The 18,058-nt window shown below is 45.4% G+C and carries 22 protein-coding genes and 1 tRNA gene; 5 read left to right on the top strand and 18 right to left on the bottom strand.

What is annotated here, in order from left to right; all coding sequences use genetic code 11:
* Positions 1-212: helicase associated domain-containing protein (locus V7Q33_RS15280; RefSeq protein WP_333820383.1), on the top strand; the 212-nt coding region annotated here is incomplete at its 5' end.
* A gap of 976 nt (positions 213-1,188) precedes the next feature.
* On the opposite strand, the gene V7Q33_RS15275 is transcribed toward V7Q33_RS15280, so the two are convergent.
* The 8 genes from V7Q33_RS15275 to V7Q33_RS15240 all read right to left on the bottom strand — a co-directional run bounded on the left by V7Q33_RS15275 (position 1,189) and on the right by V7Q33_RS15240 (position 9,736).
* Positions 1,189-1,259, bottom strand: a tRNA-Cys gene (locus V7Q33_RS15275).
* A gap of 144 nt (positions 1,260-1,403) precedes the next feature.
* Positions 1,404-3,395 (bottom strand): 30S ribosomal protein S1, encoded by a 1,992-nt coding sequence (gene rpsA, locus V7Q33_RS15270; RefSeq protein ID WP_331976140.1) that lies wholly within the window; start codon positions 3,393-3,395, stop codon positions 1,404-1,406.
* A 226-nt stretch (positions 3,396-3,621) separates the two neighbouring features.
* Complete coding sequence (locus V7Q33_RS15265) at positions 3,622-4,971, bottom strand: TolC family protein (RefSeq protein WP_331976142.1); 1,350 nt, start codon at positions 4,969-4,971, stop codon at positions 3,622-3,624.
* Between the two features lies 1 nt (position 4,972).
* Positions 4,973-5,662 (bottom strand): ABC transporter ATP-binding protein, encoded by a 690-nt coding sequence (locus V7Q33_RS15260; RefSeq protein WP_331976144.1) that lies wholly within the window; start codon positions 5,660-5,662, stop codon positions 4,973-4,975.
* A gap of 187 nt (positions 5,663-5,849) precedes the next feature.
* Positions 5,850-6,266 carry an OmpA family protein gene (locus V7Q33_RS15255; RefSeq protein WP_333820382.1) on the bottom strand — a complete coding sequence of 139 codons (417 nt, stop codon included), beginning with the start codon at positions 6,264-6,266 and terminating at the stop codon, positions 5,850-5,852.
* Positions 6,267-6,474: 208 nt separating this feature from the next.
* A complete protein-coding gene (locus tag V7Q33_RS15250; RefSeq protein WP_331976148.1) occupies positions 6,475-8,046 on the bottom strand; it encodes an ATP-dependent DNA ligase in 1,572 nt (523 codons plus the stop codon).
* Positions 8,047-8,104: 58 nt separating this feature from the next.
* Positions 8,105-9,160 carry a ligase-associated DNA damage response exonuclease gene (locus V7Q33_RS15245; RefSeq protein WP_333820381.1) on the bottom strand — a complete coding sequence of 352 codons (1,056 nt, stop codon included), beginning with the start codon at positions 9,158-9,160 and terminating at the stop codon, positions 8,105-8,107.
* Positions 9,161-9,238: 78 nt separating this feature from the next.
* Positions 9,239-9,736, bottom strand: a complete 498-nt coding sequence (locus V7Q33_RS15240; RefSeq protein ID WP_333820380.1) for a nuclear transport factor 2 family protein — start codon at positions 9,734-9,736, stop codon at positions 9,239-9,241.
* 132 nt (positions 9,737-9,868) lie between these two features.
* Between V7Q33_RS15240 and V7Q33_RS15235 the strand changes: the two genes are divergently transcribed.
* Positions 9,869-11,017, top strand: a complete 1,149-nt coding sequence (locus tag V7Q33_RS15235; RefSeq protein WP_331976154.1) for a tetratricopeptide repeat protein — start codon at positions 9,869-9,871, stop codon at positions 11,015-11,017.
* 166 nt (positions 11,018-11,183) lie between these two features.
* Positions 11,184-11,312: a hypothetical protein gene (locus tag V7Q33_RS15230; RefSeq protein ID WP_331973091.1), complete on the top strand. Its 129-nt coding sequence runs from the start codon at positions 11,184-11,186 to the stop codon at positions 11,310-11,312.
* A 99-nt stretch (positions 11,313-11,411) separates the two neighbouring features.
* On the opposite strand, the gene V7Q33_RS15225 is transcribed toward V7Q33_RS15230, so the two are convergent.
* Positions 11,412-11,963: a thioredoxin family protein gene (locus V7Q33_RS15225; RefSeq protein WP_333820379.1), complete on the bottom strand. Its 552-nt coding sequence runs from the start codon at positions 11,961-11,963 to the stop codon at positions 11,412-11,414.
* Between the two features lie 171 nt (positions 11,964-12,134).
* On the opposite strand from V7Q33_RS15225, the gene V7Q33_RS15220 reads away from it, so the two are divergent.
* A complete protein-coding gene (locus tag V7Q33_RS15220; protein WP_333820378.1) occupies positions 12,135-12,428 on the top strand; it encodes a hypothetical protein in 294 nt (97 codons plus the stop codon).
* On the opposite strand, the gene V7Q33_RS15215 is transcribed toward V7Q33_RS15220, so the two are convergent.
* The 7 genes from V7Q33_RS15215 to V7Q33_RS15185 form a co-directional block, all read right to left on the bottom strand.
* Positions 12,429-13,001 carry a hypothetical protein gene (locus V7Q33_RS15215; RefSeq protein ID WP_331976160.1) on the bottom strand — a complete coding sequence of 191 codons (573 nt, stop codon included), beginning with the start codon at positions 12,999-13,001 and terminating at the stop codon, positions 12,429-12,431.
* Positions 12,985-13,581: a YkgJ family cysteine cluster protein gene (locus tag V7Q33_RS15210; protein ID WP_333820377.1), complete on the bottom strand. Its 597-nt coding sequence runs from the start codon at positions 13,579-13,581 to the stop codon at positions 12,985-12,987. Before V7Q33_RS15210 ends, V7Q33_RS15215 begins: the two co-directional genes overlap by 17 nt.
* Positions 13,582-13,597: 16 nt before the next feature.
* The gene (locus V7Q33_RS15205; protein WP_333820376.1) at positions 13,598-14,074 is read right to left on the bottom strand and encodes a nuclear transport factor 2 family protein; all 477 of its coding nucleotides are present in this window, start codon (positions 14,072-14,074) and stop codon (positions 13,598-13,600) included.
* Positions 14,075-14,151: 77 nt separating this feature from the next.
* Positions 14,152-14,652, bottom strand: coding sequence for a dihydrofolate reductase family protein (locus tag V7Q33_RS15200; RefSeq protein WP_333820375.1), 501 nt, complete (start codon positions 14,650-14,652; stop codon positions 14,152-14,154).
* A gap of 14 nt (positions 14,653-14,666) precedes the next feature.
* The gene (locus V7Q33_RS15195; protein ID WP_331976168.1) at positions 14,667-14,822 is read right to left on the bottom strand and encodes a hypothetical protein; all 156 of its coding nucleotides are present in this window, start codon (positions 14,820-14,822) and stop codon (positions 14,667-14,669) included.
* A gap of 105 nt (positions 14,823-14,927) precedes the next feature.
* Positions 14,928-15,380 carry a GyrI-like domain-containing protein gene (locus V7Q33_RS15190; RefSeq protein WP_331976170.1) on the bottom strand — a complete coding sequence of 151 codons (453 nt, stop codon included), beginning with the start codon at positions 15,378-15,380 and terminating at the stop codon, positions 14,928-14,930.
* Positions 15,381-15,454: 74 nt separating this feature from the next.
* Entirely contained in the window at positions 15,455-15,892 is a 438-nt protein-coding gene (locus V7Q33_RS15185) for an SRPBCC family protein (protein ID WP_333820374.1), read from the bottom strand.
* A gap of 133 nt (positions 15,893-16,025) precedes the next feature.
* Between V7Q33_RS15185 and V7Q33_RS15180 the strand changes: the two genes are divergently transcribed.
* Entirely contained in the window at positions 16,026-16,385 is a 360-nt protein-coding gene (locus tag V7Q33_RS15180; RefSeq protein ID WP_333820373.1) for a DUF4260 domain-containing protein, read from the top strand.
* A gap of 68 nt (positions 16,386-16,453) precedes the next feature.
* Here V7Q33_RS15180 and V7Q33_RS15175 read toward each other — a convergent pair whose 3' ends face one another.
* Both V7Q33_RS15175 and V7Q33_RS15170 read right to left on the bottom strand, forming a co-directional pair.
* Entirely contained in the window at positions 16,454-16,864 is a 411-nt protein-coding gene (locus V7Q33_RS15175) for a hypothetical protein (RefSeq protein WP_331976176.1), read from the bottom strand.
* A 34-nt stretch (positions 16,865-16,898) separates the two neighbouring features.
* The gene (locus V7Q33_RS15170; RefSeq protein ID WP_333820372.1) at positions 16,899-18,002 is read right to left on the bottom strand and encodes an alkene reductase; all 1,104 of its coding nucleotides are present in this window, start codon (positions 18,000-18,002) and stop codon (positions 16,899-16,901) included.
* Positions 18,003-18,058 lie beyond the last annotated feature (56 nt).

Below are 18,058 nucleotides of genomic sequence, written 5' to 3'. Positions count from 1 at the left end.
AAAAATTTCAAGAGCTTGTAACTTTCAAAAAGAAATTCGGACATCTTCAAATACCAACGACAACGACAGAATATCGCCCCTTACACACCTGGGCGAAACATCAACGGGAAGCCTACCATGCAGGGAGTATTTCGAAGGATCGATACGATCTCCTTGATGGTATTGGATTCAATTGGAACCCACCAACAGGTCGCCGAAAATTGAAAAAATAAAGTAATGTCGTTACCTGAAATAGCTTCACTTGAACGTGTAAGCTATGGACAATAATCATATATACTTGGAGTCTTTCCATACTATGTAAAAAAAGTGGGTGATAGAACTACCACCCACTGACGGGAAAAACGCGGCTCATAAATCGCTGTGTACACTGCGCTAACTTGAATTACCTGTGAGGGTTGATGCTCATGGACCAAGCCAATTAACTGTTGCATCGTCTTTTTTTGTTCAACTCGTTGCCAGCTTCAGACATTCAAGAAAAAAATTACGGCGTCCTTAAATATATGCTTTGATGCACGTTCAAAATACAAACTATACATATACCCGCACCCACGCAGCGATGGTCTGCGTTGAGGCAAGATTCATAATAAAGTATTGGCCGGATTCTTTAACCTGAACGCGCGCATCTTTCAACACCGCCTCGTGGTCGAAAAAACCACCTTCCGCCAGATTATCGATGACCTATAAACTGTCTGCTGATGCTCCACGACCGTTCACCATCACCGACATTGCATCGGTGCTGGGCTACTCCGAACCGGTTGCGTTTATCCACAGCTTCAAAAAATGGCATGGCCATCCGCCTCAAAAAATGAGAGACTTCGAACGGGTGGCGCGTTAACCGATTTTCGTCCGCGGCCGAAGAGCTCTGTCGCCTATTTATAAAACAAAAAAGTCACCTGCCGAAGGCGAATGACAAAGTAGTCAATCATTTAGGCATCTCACTTGATTGATACCATGACTCACATCCTCCTGATATTGCGCGATAGATATGTAGTATATATACTGTGAACTGACATAAGCTGTAATAATAGGGAGGCTCCTCATGCGCTTGTAAAAAAATTAAGCATTACACTCGAATTCCTTTTAATGCACATTATTTCCTACCTTCACATCAGGCGTCGGAAGTGATTGCTTGGAAGTTTACTAATGAAATGAAAAAGCCTCAAATCTTTGCAGATTCAAGGCTTTGAGAGGTCTCGAGCGGATTCGAACCGCTGTAGGAGCTTTTGCAGAGCTCAGCCTAGCCACTCGGCCACGAGACCATAAGTTGTGTGATTTACTTCCTTCGCGTGTGAGTGTGTTCTTTACAAGGCACAAAACTATAAAAATCAATCGTGATTACAACCGTGTTTTAAAAGAAAAGGTGACTGAAGATTTCAGTCACCTTTTTCAATATATAGTCGTGCTTATTCAGCTTTTGACTCACCACCAGACATCTTCTCTTTCAGCGCGCTTAACGCTTCAAGATCTCCCAGTGTAGACTTTTCAGTCTGCTGGTTGATAGACTGGATCGATGCACCTTTTGAAGGAGCTTTCTTGCCACCTTTTGCACCGGCTGCAGGTTTCTCTTCTTCTGCAGACCAGATCGCTTTGTGCGACAATACAATTCTTCTGTCGTCTTTAGAGAACTCCAGCACTTTGAAGTCGAGTGATTCTCCCACTTCAGCTTTGCTGTTGTCTTCTTTCGCTAGGTTCTTGGCAGCTACGAAACCTTCGATACCGTACGGCAATTCAAGTACAGCGCCTTTATCGTTCTTGTTAATGATAGTGGCTTTGTGTACTGAACCGATTGTAAACACAGTTTCGAATGTATCCCAAGGATTCTCTTCGAGGTGCTTGTGGCTCAATGCCAATCTGCGGTTAGCAGCATCAAGTTCAAGTACTTGTACTTCCATAGACTCTCCTACTTTCACGAATTCAGAAGGATGCTTGATCTTCTTCGTCCAGCTCAGGTCTGATACGTGTACAAGACCATCAATACCTTCTTCAAGCTCAATGAAGAGACCGAAGTTGGTAAGGTTACGAACGATTCCTTTGTGTTTCGTACCAACAGCATATTTAGTAAGAACATCCTGGCGTGTCCAAGGATCTTCAGTAAGTTGCTTGATACCAAGTGACATCTTGCGTTCTTCGCGATCGAGTGTCAATACAACAGCCTCAACTTCGTCACCCACTTTCATGAAGTCTTGCGGGTTACGCAAGTGCTGTGACCAGCTCATTTCACTTACATGGATCAGGCCTTCAACACCTGGTTGCAATTCAAGGAATGCACCATAGTCAGCCACGTTAACGATCTTACCTTTTACTTTAGAACCTACCTGGATATCAGCAGCCAGTGCATCCCAAGGATGAGCTGTGAGTTGCTTCATACCCAATGAAATTCTCTTCTTGTCTTCATCGAAGTCAAGCACAACCACTTTAACGGTTTGATCAAGCTTGAGTACTTCTTCCGGATGGTTGATGCGGCCCCAGCTGATATCGGTAATGTGGAGAAGTCCGTCTACGCCACCAAGATCGATGAACACACCGAAGTTTGTCATGTTCTTGATAACACCTTCCAATACCTGACCTTTTTCGAGGTTGGTAAGAATAGCGGCCTTCTGCTGTTCGAGGTCTTTCTCGATCAGTACTTTGTGCGATACAACTACGTTGTCGTTGGTGTAGTTGATCTTCACCACTTTCACTTCGATGTTCTTGTTTACATATACATCGAAATCGCGAATAGGCTTCACATCGATTTGTGAGCCTGGCAAGAATGCCTCGATTCCGAATACATCTACGATAAGACCACCTTTGGTTCTGCGTTTTACAAAACCTTCGATTACCTCATCTTTATCCAATGCATTTTGTACATATTCCCAACCTTTTACCAGCTTCGCTTTTCTGCGGCTGAGTACGAGCTGACCCATTGCGTTTTCACGCTCTTCAATGAAGAGATCAACTACATCACCTATTTTCAGGTTAGTCATTTCCTTGAATTCAGCCAGCGGTACAAGACCATCTGACTTGAAGCCGATGTTCAGGATCACATCGCGGTCGTTGATACCTACAACGGTACCTTTCACTACTTCACCTGTGTTAACAGATGTAACCGTGCCGGAGTACATTTTCTCCATCTCCGCGCGCTTCTCTTTTGAATATCCTTCTCCAAAACCTTTAGAGTCGAATGCTTCAAAGTCGAACTGACCAGGGATTTGTTTTTCGTACTTCGCTTTCTTTAATTCCGAAACCGGGATGGCTTCAGTAGTGATTTCTTCTTTTTGAGAAGATCTGATTTCTGCCAACGGATCATCTTCGTCAACGTCCATCTTTTTTGCTTTCGAAATACCACCTTTAACAGGTTCATTCGTTGAAGCAGGTCTTCTGGGATTGCTACCAGGTTTTTGTGCTTTCGCCATTGTAATTGCCCTTGTGTATACATGCAACAACCGGACATCGCTGTTGCAACTTTGTTTTACATTTCCCTGAGCAAAGTGCTCAAGGCCCCATTCAACCGAACAGGGGTGCAAAGGTACGTAATTATGATCAGCTATTCTCTACAAGGTTAAAAGTTTACAGCCTTAAAGCTAAAAAACCCCGCTGGCAAGTTGCCAGCAAGGGTTTTCAGGGGGTTGGGAAAAATCTTTATGGAATATCTTCAAATTTAAGTGTTCCAATTGCATAGTTGATCAACAACCGCTGGAACATGAGCGTAAATTTTGAACTCTCAAAATCGCTTTGTGCTTTTACATAGGCCTGTGTCGAAACCGTAACCTGCGTGATGTCAGTTATACCCAACTCATAGCGCTCACGCTCCATTTTGTAGGAAGTTTCGGCTGCCCGAAGCTGAGCACTGGCAGCTTCGTAGTTTGTTTTGGCATCGTTAAAATTCTGAAAAGCACGGATCACATCGGTTTGCACGGTTACTTCGACATTCTTTTGCTGAATCTTCGCATTCTCGTACGTAACCTTGGTTTGTGCCACCTGCGAGCGGTACAGTAAGCCGTTGTAGATTGGTATGGTTAAGCTAAAACCGTAACTGAGCTGCGTATTGTCTTTGGCAAACTGATCGTTGAATGATCGGTTCGATTCCCCATGCACATAGTTATAGCGCGATCCATAAGAACCACCAAAATAGATGCTTGGCAGATATTTACCTTTCAGTGCCGAGTACCCGAAGCGTGCGGCCTTCTGAGTATACCCGGCTTGCTTCAGATCGCTTCTCCGGTCAATCGCCGTAGCATACATTTCCTGGAGCGACAGGCTGTCGATCATAACAGTGTTCATATCCCAGTCAACATCGGCAATCTCAAACGACAATGGGTCTACCTGCAGCGTCAGCGCCAATGTAGCCTTATCATTCTTAAATGTATTTCTCGCTCTCACCAACGTGAGTTCTGCGTTTTTTACCTGATACTCCTGGTTATACAGATCGGCTTCGGCTTTACTGCCAACGTCTACCTGGGCTTTGATCTGATCGTATTGAACCTTTTGCGTATGCACGTTTTCTTCATTGATGCGCACCAGACGCAAATCGAGCAGACATTGCAAAAACTGGTTTGAAATATCACGGATTACATCCTGCGTAGAGCGATTTACTTTATGGAGTTGCGCTTCGTTAACGTTGTTCGCCTGACGATAATAGTTCACATACATCAATCCGTTGAACACAGGCATGCTGGCACTGATCGAACCATTTACATAGTCGATCACACCGTTTACTACCTCACCACGGTTCTGGTTGAAAGAGTTACCATCGTTACGATAGGCGCTTCCCTGTGCCTGTACACTGGGGCCGAGTTGCAACAAACTCGAGGCTTTATTCAGTTGGGTATATTCCAGCTGATTTTTCTGCTGGTTCAACACCACGTTGTTCTCCAGGCCAATCTTTACAGCGTCTTTAAAAGTAAGGGTAGCCACAGGTTGTGTCTGCTGCAACTGAGCATGTACTGTAAAGCCTATACCGCAGAGTATATATGCTAAAAGTCTCTTCATCTTATTGTGCATTTACCATTACTTTCTCATCGGCCACAATGGCGCCGTCTCCTACACGTACAATGCGCTTGCCGTATTGTGCATTCTCTTCCGAATGTGTCACCTGAATGATGGTGATGCCTTCATCGTTCAGCTTCTTGAAAATTTCCATGATCTGCTTGCCCTGATCAGAGTGCAGGTTACCGGTAGGTTCATCAGCCAGCAATAATTTTGGCTGACCAACAATGGCGCGTGCTATACCCACAAGTTGTTGTTGTCCGCCGCTGAGTTGTTCGGGGAAAAGATCTTTCTTCGCCACCATGTTAAAGCGGTCGAGCATTTCTGCTACCATACTTTTGCGCTGGCTGCCGCTTACACCCTTATACAGCAGGGGTGTTTCTATATTTTCATATACCGTTAATTCATCAATAAGGTGATAGGCCTGGAAGATGAAGCCGATATAGTTTTTGTGCATGTCAGACTTCTGCTTCTCTTTCATCTTGTGTACGGGCTCATCGAAGAAGTAATATTCTCCTGCAGAGGCCTCGTCCAGCATACCGATGATGTTCATTAGTGTAGATTTACCGGCACCGCTGGGGCCCATGATGGTTAGAAATTCTCCCTGTTCAACATCGAGGTTTACACCTTTCAGGATAAAAGTGCGCTGGAACCGTGAATCCACGTACTTGTCGATATCGCGTAGTTTAATCATAGCGTGTTGATAAAGTCACCTGGCAAAAACAAACGTTGCACAGATTACTTCAGCCCTTTGCGAACAATGTGCCAATGACCTTTTGTGCACAGGATGAGTGGAAATGGGATTCTGACTGGAAATGATTCGTCCGCTTGTGCAAAACGGTGTCCTAAATCGGACAGAGATTGATTGAATACTATCGATACTAAAAAACCACCGGATACAAGATCACATCTACGCGCCTGTTCATCTGCATGCCCGAATAGGTCTGGTTGCTATAAACCGGATTTTCAAGTCCCCAGTCTTTGATAGTAATCTTATGCTCCGGGATTTCTTTTTGCAACAGCAGATTTTGAACAGAACCGCTGCGCATTTTGGAAAGCCATTCGTTGAACTCTCTGCCTCCGACCGGATCGGTGTGACTGATCAAATGAATCTGGTATTTCTCCAGCAGGTTGGGAATAGAGTCGAGCCATTCGTACAGGTCTGTGGCTTGTGATTCATCAATCTCATAACTGCCACCACCAAAGAAAATACTCATCCGTATTTCATCTTGCGGCTGATTTTGTGCTTCAACATATACCGGAAGCAGTAACAAGGATATAACGATGTAACGGAGCATGGTGATAAGTTACAAAAGTTTGTTGGGTTTAGTGAGCGCATACCCGGGAAAGGCAATTTATGAATGACAGAAAACGGAGGAAGCGGCCGCCAGCTGCTGGATGTGAGCCGTTATGCGTTACACGTTAACTATTAAATGAATGACGAAGTCAAAACACTTCACTCCCAATCACGCACACACCGCTAGCAGCTCTTAGCCAGAGGCCATTTCACAATAGTTTTCGCAAGTTCTCTAACTGGTCGGCTTCTGCTGCAGGTTTGTCTTTGCGCCACCGGCGGATGCGCGGGAAGCGCAACGCAATACCGGATTTATGACGGGTTGATTTGGCTATACCTTCAAAGGCTATTTCAAAAACGAGCTCAGGTTTTACACTGCGTACGGGGCCAAAGCGTTCTACAGTGTTTTGCTTTATCCAGCGGTCTACTTCGCGAATCTCATTATCGGTAAGTCCGCTATAGGCTTTGGTGAAGGGAACAAGCTGATCGCCATCCCACACGGCAAATGTATAGTCGGTATATAAATTGGCACGTCTGCCTGCACCATGCATGGCATAAATCATTACCGCATCTACTGTAAACGGATCGATCTTCCATTTCCACCAGTCGCCTCTTCTTCTGCCGTTTCGATAAACAGATTCTTTTCGTTTCAGCATGATGCCTTCGCTGAACAGGTCGCGCGCACGAGCACGCTCTTCCGCCAGTTGCTGCCAGGTTTCAAAATATACCAGTGGCGAAAGACGAAGCACGGGATGAGGATTGGCACAAATCTCTTCTACCTTTTTTCTTCGGTCGAGCATATTCCAGTGGCGTATATCTTCTCCCTGCCACTCAAGTATATCGTATGTGATAAATGATACCGGCACTTCTTTCAACAATTTTGCACTGAGTGTTTTTCTTCCGATACGGGTTTGAAGATGATTGAATGACAAGGGACGATCGTCTTTATAGGGCAATATTTCACCATCGATTACCGTGCCATCGGGAAGTACATCGAGCAGGGTAGCAAACTCCGGATATTTATCGGTAACAAGTTCTTCTCCACGCGACCATACAAACAGCTGACGATCGCGAATGATGATTTGTCCGCGTATACCATCCCACTTGTGTTCGGCAAACCATTCATGCGGGTTTCCCAATATACTCACATCTTCTTCCAAAGCATACGCGAGATAAAACGGATACGGCTTGGATATATCTTTCTGCTCTTCTGACAAAAGTAATTCTGCAAAGCTTCCAACATCGGGCGACCAGTTTCCCATCAGTTTGTGCGCCACTATATTTTCACGTGTGCCAGTATGTTTTGCCAGTGCTTTTACCATGAGTTGTTGGGATACGCCCATGCGAAAACCTCCGGTAATAAGTTTATTGAATACGAAGCGTTCGGTTTGATCGAGTCTGTTCCAGGCCCAGAGAACTTTTTCTTTTTTCTCTTCGATCGTTAGCGGTTCAAGTGCGCGAATGAAACCGATCCAGTACGTGAGCGATTCGTCTGATAGTTCCTGCGGCTCGGGAAGCAACAAGGTTATGGTTTCGGCGAGATCTCCTACTACGGCATACGATTCTAAAAATAACCAGGGAGGAAAACCCGACAGCCCGGACGCCCACGTACCCAATAACGTTGTGTTGATGGTTCGTTTAGGCCGGCGATGCGAAAGCAATGCTATAGACCACAGCTTGTCGTGATCTGAAACCTTTTGAAAGTAATCGATCAACGCCTTGATCTTGCCAAGTGTTTTGGTGGTGCGATCGAGATCAGTGAAAAGCTTTGCAAAGTTCTTCATTACGGTCTGGGCTATACGCAGAATGTGTTGATGACTGCTATATCGAAATGTAATTTGTTCATGATTCGATATTATCAGCCAAGGAAATACCTTCTTCGGTTACGGCTTTGTCTGTACCTTCTATCATCTCACCCAACTCACCTTCGTACGTTGTTTTTACCGGGTGCGCTTCGATGCCGGTTTCGTTCAGCCAATGCGAGAACACTTCAGAATAACCGTGTGTTACAAAAACCCGTTCGGCTCCTGTTTCTTTTACAGCCGTATTCAGACTTTTCCAGTCAACATGATCGGATAGCGCAAAACCTCTGTCGGCACCCCTCCTTCTGCGAGCACCACGCAGGCGCATCCACCCGGAAGCAATGCCGAGCGAGTATGGAAGAAACCGACGTATCCACGGTGAGCCTACAGCAGATGGCGGGCATAGTACCAGCGCTCCTGCAAAATCCTGCTTCTTGCTTTCCTTCGTTACACGATGTGTCTCCGGCAGCGATATACCTTGCTGTCGCATCACCTGGTTCACAGCATCTACAGCTCCATGCACTATAATTTTACCAATGGATGAATCTATATTTCTGAGCAGCCGCTGACTCTTTCCCAATGTATATCCTGCCAATACCGATACTTTACCTTCGGCCTGGTTCTGCCTCCACCAGGCATTGATCTCATCGAAAATTTCACGCTGCGGCCGCCAGTTATATACCGGTAACCCAAATGTAGATTCAGTGATAAACGTGTGGCACTTCACTAACTCAAAAGGTTCTGAAAGTCCATCCGGCTCCAGCTTATAATCACCGGTAAATACCCATACTTCGCCATTGTGTTCCACACGGATTTGTGCCGAGCCCGGTATATGGCCTGCCGGATGAAACGAAAACTGCACGCCCGCTATATATACCGGCTTGCCATAGTCGGCTGTTTCGATGGTATCGAGTTTTAACCGGTGGCGAATCACCGGTGCCGCAGATGATGTACACAGGTAATATTTGTGGCCCCAGCTCGCATGGTCGGAGTGGCCATGTGTGATCAGGGCACGATCCACTGGTTTCCACGGATCGAGATAGACGTTTGCCTGCGGGCAGTAAATTCCGCTGCCGGTAAATTCGAGTAAGGCCATGTATAGCGTTGTATATCCTGGTAAACAAATGAGGCGCTAAAAAGATATACCAGCAGCAATACAATGTGAGCAACGGCGCTACTTGTGCTTGTTCTCGATGGCTTTAGGCACTTCACAACCTGCTTTCCTGCGCGTATCGGCCAGGTGAAATATCTTCCAGCCATCTTTGCCCTTGTGGAGATGAAAGGCATCTACACCGCAGTGGCTAAAGGTTTTGTCGAGATAAAATGCATAGTCGCACCAGGCTTGTGCAAAGTCGCCATCGATCTGTATCTGCAGATTCCAGATCTCTTCATACCATACCTCTTTATGCGGTGTGCCTACGGCTTTCAGAAATCCATCGAGCGATGATTCGCGGTGTAAAATGGGATTACCTGCCTTATCGCGCGCTACGGTAGCCATGGTAATTTCACTGGAAAAAGTTGAATGTACTAACGCGCTATCGCCTTTCTCCATGCCGAGGAAGAGGTTGGTTATCACCTGCTTTACAGCCTGCTGTTCGGGCGTTAGTTTCTGAGCCCGGGCTTGCGGAAATATACTGATGGTTGCAAGAACAAGAAAGTAAAGATGTTTCATACAGGGTTATTGAGGTTTATGGAAAGATGTGCAAAGCTAATGAGCGACTGAATAACATTTACGTTAACGGCAGAAATGCGCTTCCCGCTTCCAAATATTTCTTACTTTTATCGTTGCTATTTACAACTACTTATGACCCACAAAACGCTCTCCCTGCTACTGCTCTGTGTTGCTATGCCCTTGTGTGGATGGGCACAGACCGATAGTCTTCAGGCTGCGCTTGACACTGCGAAGAATCAATACAGGGTGAAGGCACTGAACGAAATGTTCCGGAAATATCATGAGAACGATCCGGCCAAAGCAGTAGGCTATGCACGTGAAGCGCTTAACCTTGCCACCGAGATCAACGATAAAAAAGGTCTGGCAGCAGCCTATAATAATTTAGGTATCGCATATAAAACGCAGGGCGCACTGGACAAGGCGCTGGAGTATTACCTCACTTCATTACGCACATACGAGTCGCTGAACAATAAAGAAGGTATCGCTACTACCAAGAACAACATCGCCACGATCTATTCCATGAAGCGCGACTTCGGCCAGGCTATGAAATACCTGGAAGATTCCTATACCCTGTTTGTGGAAATGAAGGATGAAGACAAGATCATCCGCTCGATGAACAACCTCGGTAACTTGCACAGCGAGATACAGTTATACGAAAAAGCGATGAACTATTTCCAGCAGGCGGCCCAACTGAGTGAGAAGAAAGGAAGCCTGTATGCCGACCCGTTGATGAACATGGGCAATCTGTACTTTCGGCAGAATAATTATCAGCGCGCTGTAGAACAATATGAAAAGGCGCTTGAACTGGAACGCAAGAACAACAACAAGCTGGGAGCGCTTAACATTCTGGTGAACATGGGCATTACCTACACCAAAGCGAAGCAGCCAAAGCCAGCACAAGTATATCTGACAGAAGCCCTTACTCTGTGCGATGAGTTGCAGGCATATTCCTTTCAGCCTGCCATTTATAAAACGCAAGCCGAAAATTACTCCAACGAGGGCAAGTGGAAAGAGGCGTATGAGTCATTCGCCAGGTATGATGAGGTTCGCGAGAAGATCTACGGTGAAGAGAGTTCACGCAACATTGCACAGATGGAAATGATCATGGAGTTTCAACAGAAAGAGAAGGAGTATGATATGTTGAAGCAACAGGATGAGATCACACAACTGGAGCTGCGCAACAGTCGTCTGTTCATCGTGCTTTTCATACTGGCTGGACTGATTATACTGGGTGGTTTGAATTTTTATTTCAGCAAGAAAAAGATTCGCAGAAAAATATAAACCTAAACAGGTCACCTACATCGTTTGCATAGAACGATTTGAACGCTATATTCTTCAGCAACGCACTCTGCTTTTTCTTATTTTCTGATAATTAATTTTTACAAACAAATCCTTTCACGGTTAGGGTGCAACTTATACCTTTGCTCTCGTTAAACAATTACACACCATGTTTCAACAGTTCATCGGAGACGGAGCTAATATTTTTATCGCAATTGTAGCAGTGTTGGTAGGTTTTGCTACTGCCCTGGGCTACATCGACTTCCTTAAAACAAAGAAGGAACAGAAGAAAGATTAATGCAGATCAGTCGCTATAAAATATAAAGCCTTGATGCTGCGGCATCAAGGCTTTTTTGTTTTACAGTGGTGCTGTTCTTCATTATTCCAGTGTTAGCACCTAGAAAGGCGACTTATATTTACTCTGCCAGTCTTCCCACTTGGTATTTTTGTAGTGCCCTTCACCAATGAATTGGGCAATCATGTGAAACTCAGGCGCCTGCCGGTAGCCAGGGAGTGGTTGAATCATCCGGAAATCTTCATCCAGGAAAACCACCGTTGGGTAGCTCATCTGGTTATTCAGTAACGCTGCTGCCAGTTGGTGATAGCCGCTTCTGCCACTCTCTATAAACTTGAATGTAGTTCCGTTGAACACTACATCTTCGCGTTGCTCACCATTGAATTTTACCGGATAAAATTTCTCGTTCAGCAACTGCGCTACTTTCGGATCACTGAAGGTGTTCTTATCCATCACCTTGCACCATCCGCACCAGTCGGTATATACATCGATGAAAATCGGTCGCTTGGTTGTCTTGGACTTTTGCATCGCTTGCTCGAATGTCATCCAATGCACGGGGCCCTCTGCTGTGTGACTCGATTGGCCCATCGATGTCATCAAAGTGATTGCCACCAAGCCCGCGATGGCTGCAGCCATTATTCCCATTTTTCTCATGTGATCCATTTTTTTATTGTTCATCCTCGTGAGAACGTTCTTCTTCAGTTTATACTTTAACAAATCTAGCCATAAAAGAGATCAAACCCGTTATGTTAATCTTTTCTGGCCAATCGACAGTAACCTTTCCAGATAAAACGGGTAATCTCTGTACGAAAATACCCATCGGTTATGTACGCAACTGAACGCTCTTTACGCATCAAACCCAATAATCAGACCAAAAAGCTGGTTTTTGGTGCTGGCACAGCATTCGTAAAGAAGAGTTCCGTGAAAAGACGCTTTACATATCGCGAGTTTACCCTCCTCATTGGCATTGTGGTGGCGTTGATCGTTATGTTCACCTTGTTCCGGATGAAAACTTCCGAGCGGACTGCTAACCGTCCTGTAAACTTTGCGTTACCCCAGATTACCGTTGTAACCGAAAGCCTTTTAAAAGAAGTGGTCGCGAAGATCTCCTTGGACTAATCACCTGCGGGGAGCTTCCTTCAAATTAAAATAATCGCGGTTGAGATTGAACACCAGCGAGAAGCGGTTCCGATAGATCGATGTAATCTCGGTGCTTGAGATGGGAATCTGGTATCCATAAAAAATATCGGCAAAGCCGAGAATGGTAAGTCCTACCTTAGGCGTCACCACCCACGACTGCCGGTTGGCTCCTTCGCTATTATAATTATGATCGATGAAATACGTCATATCCACTGCGGCACCGAATATACCGGCTGTAAATTCGTATCCGGCCTTGGGGCCTAACAGCAGGTTGCTGTTATCTACAAATATATCTACCGTCATATACGGCCCCTTCGAGGCGAGGCTTAGCGGATGTTTATATATATTCTGCCAGTATAAACCTGCTTCAACAAAAGCGCGGTCTTGCATGCCTGCACCGATCTTGGGAACAAGTCGTTGTCTGGTCCAGTAATGTTGAAAAGGCTTTGAGCTTAATGAATCTGCTGGCTGGGCAACCAGCATGGTTGTACAGAGAACAAGAAGTGTAACCAGCAAACTTCTTCCAACTGATATGCTACGATCTGTATGCATAGTAATGCAATATAACTTCTATCGCTCGTTTAATAGCTTCGTTGATCGGGAAAAAATCCCGTGCCAGCTCGAAGTCAATCGCGTGGAGCTGCATGTAGTAATTGCTCATGATGGGCAGCCTTTCTCCCTGCTCAATGCGATGTGCGGCGCGCTGGTAATTTTCAACTTGCTCCGTCTTGATAATCTGGCATGTTACAAGTTCAGACCGCCCATACTTGTTGGTGCGGGCTGAATAACCAAATAACCGGCAGATCAATCCGCGGTGTTTATACTCCGAACATAGCCCGGCTCCATTTTGTGCAGGGTTCAGGATCAGACACAGTGAGGTATCGCCTGTGCGAAGTTTTTCAAACCAGGTATCGGCAAGGCCTTGTTGATAGAGGTAATGTGCAAAGGGAAGGAACTCAAGAATGGTAGCTTCAATATCGGCTTTGTAACAACATTTGCCACAGCCCCAGGCACAATGAAGATCAGACCACGCCTGAAAGGATGCTATGTCGTGATCCAGTTTTTCAAATACGCTTTCTACTGCTTTTACCTTTTCTTCCAGCTCCATGGTGCAAAGGTAGAAGAAAAGCATGGCTTACCCGTATTATTTATGCTTGCTTCTCGCCCGACATATATTTGCCAAGGCTATAGGTAGCGCTTTTGCGAATGGTATTGCGAACCATGGGGCTCCATCCCAGAAACAAGCCGGGAACGCCCAGTGCCTGGCGCGACCAACGCCAAAGATTAAATGAATCCTGGTGACGAAATATCTTGCCATCTTTAAATTCAAACGAAGCGTGGATAACGTTATGCACAGGCCGGCCCGTCTTCGAAAAAATATACCACGCTTGCCAGGTACAGGTGCCGTTGTTCCCACTTACATTGATATCCGCAAACGAAGCACGCATATCCTTTGCAGAAGTAAGCAACATCTGCCACATAGCTTTTACCTGTGCAGCGTTGAGGTGTTGAAACACCGGGTCTGAAAAAGTTGCCTGTGGATGGTAGCAATCCTGCATGGTAGCATAGTCGCGGTTCTGAAAAGCAGTATAGAATTGGTGGATCAGGGCTTCGTGTGAGCTCATGGCGCGGTTGTTTACGTGGCACTAAAATACCCGGATCAGCCGATTCATGAAATACCCCATAAGGTATAGCGCTATATTTATTTTCGCTCGTATAGCACCGAGACCAAACCTGTGTTATACGTTTTCGTTTCGCGAAGTATAAAATATTTACGCTCCTGTACATCGCGGAACAAAGGTTTTCCGCTACCCAGAACAATCGGGTGTATCGATAACCAGATCTCATCCACCAGGTTTGCATGAAGGAACGCCGTAGTGAGGCTTGCTCCACCAAACAACCATATATCTTTACCCGGCTGGCTCATGATCTTCTTCGCTTCCTCCACACCATCGCCCTGCACAAGTGTTGCTTCTTCCGGAACTTCTGCTAATGTGTTGGAAAATATATAGCGTTTTTTCAAAGGAAATATATAGTTGCTGGCAACTTCAAAACTTTTACGACCGTAGAAAATTGCGTCAATGCGTTTCAAAAAATCTTCCATGCCATAATCCTGATCGGTAAAACACCAATCGTATTCACCATTAGGTCCTTCTATCAATCCATCGAGGCTTACTGCTACTCCTAAAATGATTTTGCGCATGTATATACAATATGTTAAGCTCTATATAACAACAGAAACACTGCCGACAGCTCTCGCTTCGCTTTGTGTTCGCGAGCTGCTTTGCGTTGCGTATGCCCCTGTGAAGAATACGCAATAAACATCCCGACCATCGCCACCAGGATGCCGATCAGTATAATTATCTTTCTCATGGTGTTCTTATTCACGTTTAAAATAATTTACGCATACATCAGTATACTTACTTCTTACTTCTTACTTCTTACTTCTTATTTCCTACTTCTTACTTCCATCTCCTCCTACACCACCCCCACCTGTATCTCCACCACATTCGCTTCGGGATTGTGAAAATCTGCATTCACATATATCTCACGATTAATTGCATTGGGAGTCAGCTTATGTTCGGCTATAAACTGCATGAGCTTTCCATAACTGTCTGGAATATTACTCCACTCGCCCTCATGCGTAATGGAAGCACATCGAAACAGTTCCGTGCGCTTGAAGTGAAACTCGCCATCATAATCGCGCGACACATCCGCTACCGGTAAAGCTATCTCCAGTGTAAAAGGCTTCGATTCATCGCCGGTAAATCCGAAGTAATGCCAATGCACCGGACCTGTAATAGCCAGTTGTTGTTGCACGGCTTCCTTGAAAAGCTGCTGCCCGACAGGCAAAAACTTATATAACTCACTTACCTTAGTCTCTGCCCTGAAAAAAAGGAAGTTGATGGGTTTTACTTCTTGTATTTTCATGTGATGAAGGTTTTTGTTTCTGGTGCCAATCAACTACCGGTATATGACAGCGGTGTGTCAGCAGTTATAAAAAATTATTCTTCTGACTCCAGAATTTTCTTTAACCGGAAAAGATCGCGGGCGCGCTCGTGCAAAAATTTGGTAGCCGCAAAAGGCTCTACCGGTGTATACATCGAACGCGGCCTTACCTGCACGGTAAGCTTCATAACGGTGCGTTGCTCATGCTGTTCAAACTCCCACGTGCTGGCAGCCGTAAATAATTGATTCTCTGTCAGCACAGATCGCTTTTGATAGGGTATAAACTCTGTGATCTGGCAAATGGCATACGCATTGTTACCAGTATCTCTCAATACTTCTTTATACTGCGCGCCAGAAGTGTTTCGCTCGTGGCCGAGCCATTCTGTTTCAGCAACTTCTGTTTGCCAGGTGGCATTGTTGTTGATGTCAGACACATAATTAAACAAAGCCCTTACCGGCCAGTTAATTTCGATTTGTTGATAGATGGATTGCATACGACCGCTGATTTATGCATACAAAGCAACACCCTATAGCTGACAGCCCTATGTCAGGAGTTTTTCAGAAGATTTTCTTTTTCCACACTCGCTGTTATCTTGCTGTGAGCCATCCTCCTAAAAGGCTTTTTGCATGAAGAAAATTATTCAACTCGAAGAATTTGCATTGTTTCTCACAACATTGATCCTGTATCCATTGCTGGGATTAGGTTGGTGGTGGTTTGCAGCATGTATTCTCTTGCCCGATTTGAGCATGTTAGGATACCTCCACAATGCCCGCACCGGAGCATGGACCTATAATTTTTTCCATCACCGTGGCGTAGCCATTGCTGTTGGCCTGGCAGGCTATGCGCTCGGAAATATAGTGACCGAATTTATCGGCCTGATTCTATTCTCGCATATTGCCATGGACAGAATGATGGGCTATGGATTAAAGTATGAAACGGGATTCAAGTTTACACACCTGGGTGAGATTGGCCAGAAGGGAAAATAAAGAAAAGGCACCGTTCAGTACCAGTGTCCTGATACGGTGCCTGTATATAAAGTTAATGAAGTGTTGAATTACAGACTGGCAGCAGTCTTTACTTTGAACAGCGACTTGTATGCATCGCGGTACGCCCAAGCCAGGAATAAATTGAGGGCGAGAATAACAATGCCCATCGGTGCTCCTTCCGGTGCAAGAATGGTGTGATACAAGAGTATATTTAAACTGATAGGTGCCAACACTACTAACGACAGCGGTACCAAAGCTCCCACCAGTAATAAGGCTCCGGTTATTACTTCAATAACTTTTATCAACGGGAAAGTATAACCGGACTGGAACAATCCTGTCATATAAGATTGAGCTGTTTCACTCAGCACGGGTTGCGGCATCGGAAGAAAATGGAAAAAGAAGTTCAATCCGAATACAAAGTATAACAACCCGAGTATAACGCGTGCGGCTACTACCGCTATAGATTTCACTTTAGACATATTATTTTCTATTTATAGTAACTATCATGTATGGTTATGCATTGACACTCTCCTCTTCAAACACAGGATAATCGATAAGACCTTTTGCATCGGCTGAGTAGAAGGTGGAAACATCCAGTTTGATATTGAGTGGCAATCCCTTGCGGAGACGCTCTACGAGATCGGGATTGCTGATAAATGGTCTGCCAAACGCTACAAGATCAGCAGAGCGTGAAGCCAGATCTTCTTCTGCGCGGGCCAATGTATAGCCTCCGCTCAGAATCAGCGTATTCTTGAATTTTTCGCGAATCACTTTCTTGATACTCAGCGGAACTTCCGGTGCTCCCATCGCACTATGATCAACCAGGTGAATATATACCAGCCCGATGTCGTTTAGTTTTTCAGCGAGGTAAGTATAGGTAGCATCAACCTCTGCGTAGTATGGCATGGCGTTGTGTGCTCCGTATGGCGAAAGACGGATACCTACTTTTTCGCGACCAATCGCGAGTGCAACGGCTGCTGCTACTTCCAACACAAAGCGGGCTCTGTTCTCGATGCTGCCACCATAATTATCGGTACGTGTATTGGAGAAAGGCGAAAGGAATTGTTCGAGTAAATAGCCGTTGGCACCGTGAAGTTCCACGCCATCGAATCCTGCTTCGATCGCATTCTTCGCAGCCTGCACAAATTCATTTTTGGTTTCTTCCAGTTGTGCCGGTGTTAATTCCTGTGGAACCGGATGTTCTTTTTTGCCTTCCTGGTCAGTCCACATTTCGCCGGCAGCAGCAATGGCAGAAGGCGCTACCAACCGTGCTCCTTGCGGCAAGTTCAAGGGGTGACCGATACGGCCTGCGTGCATTAACTGCGCGAAGATTTTTCCGCCCTTTTCATGCACGGCGGTTGTAACGAGTTTCCAGCCTTTTACTTGTTCTTCCGAAAAGAGACCCGGCATACGCGCATACCCAAGTCCGTTGGGTGAAGGAGAAACACCTTCTGAAATAATAAGGCCGGCTGCAGCACGCTGTCCGTAATAAGAAGCGATCAATGCATTGGGAATATTATTAATGGCACGAAGGCGCGTCATCGGAGCCATCACAATGCGGTTGCTTAAGGTTGTTTCTCCCAGCTCATAAGCGTTAAAGGCGATTTTGGTACTCATAGGAATGAATGTGGTTTAATTAATACATTTAAATATTTCGATATATCATTCTAAAA

Origin of the sequence: Ohtaekwangia sp., from assembly GCF_036786105.1 — a bacterium.
GTDB lineage: Bacteria > Bacteroidota > Bacteroidia > Cytophagales > Cyclobacteriaceae > Ohtaekwangia.
This window is presented reverse-complemented; position numbering and strand designations above follow the sequence as displayed.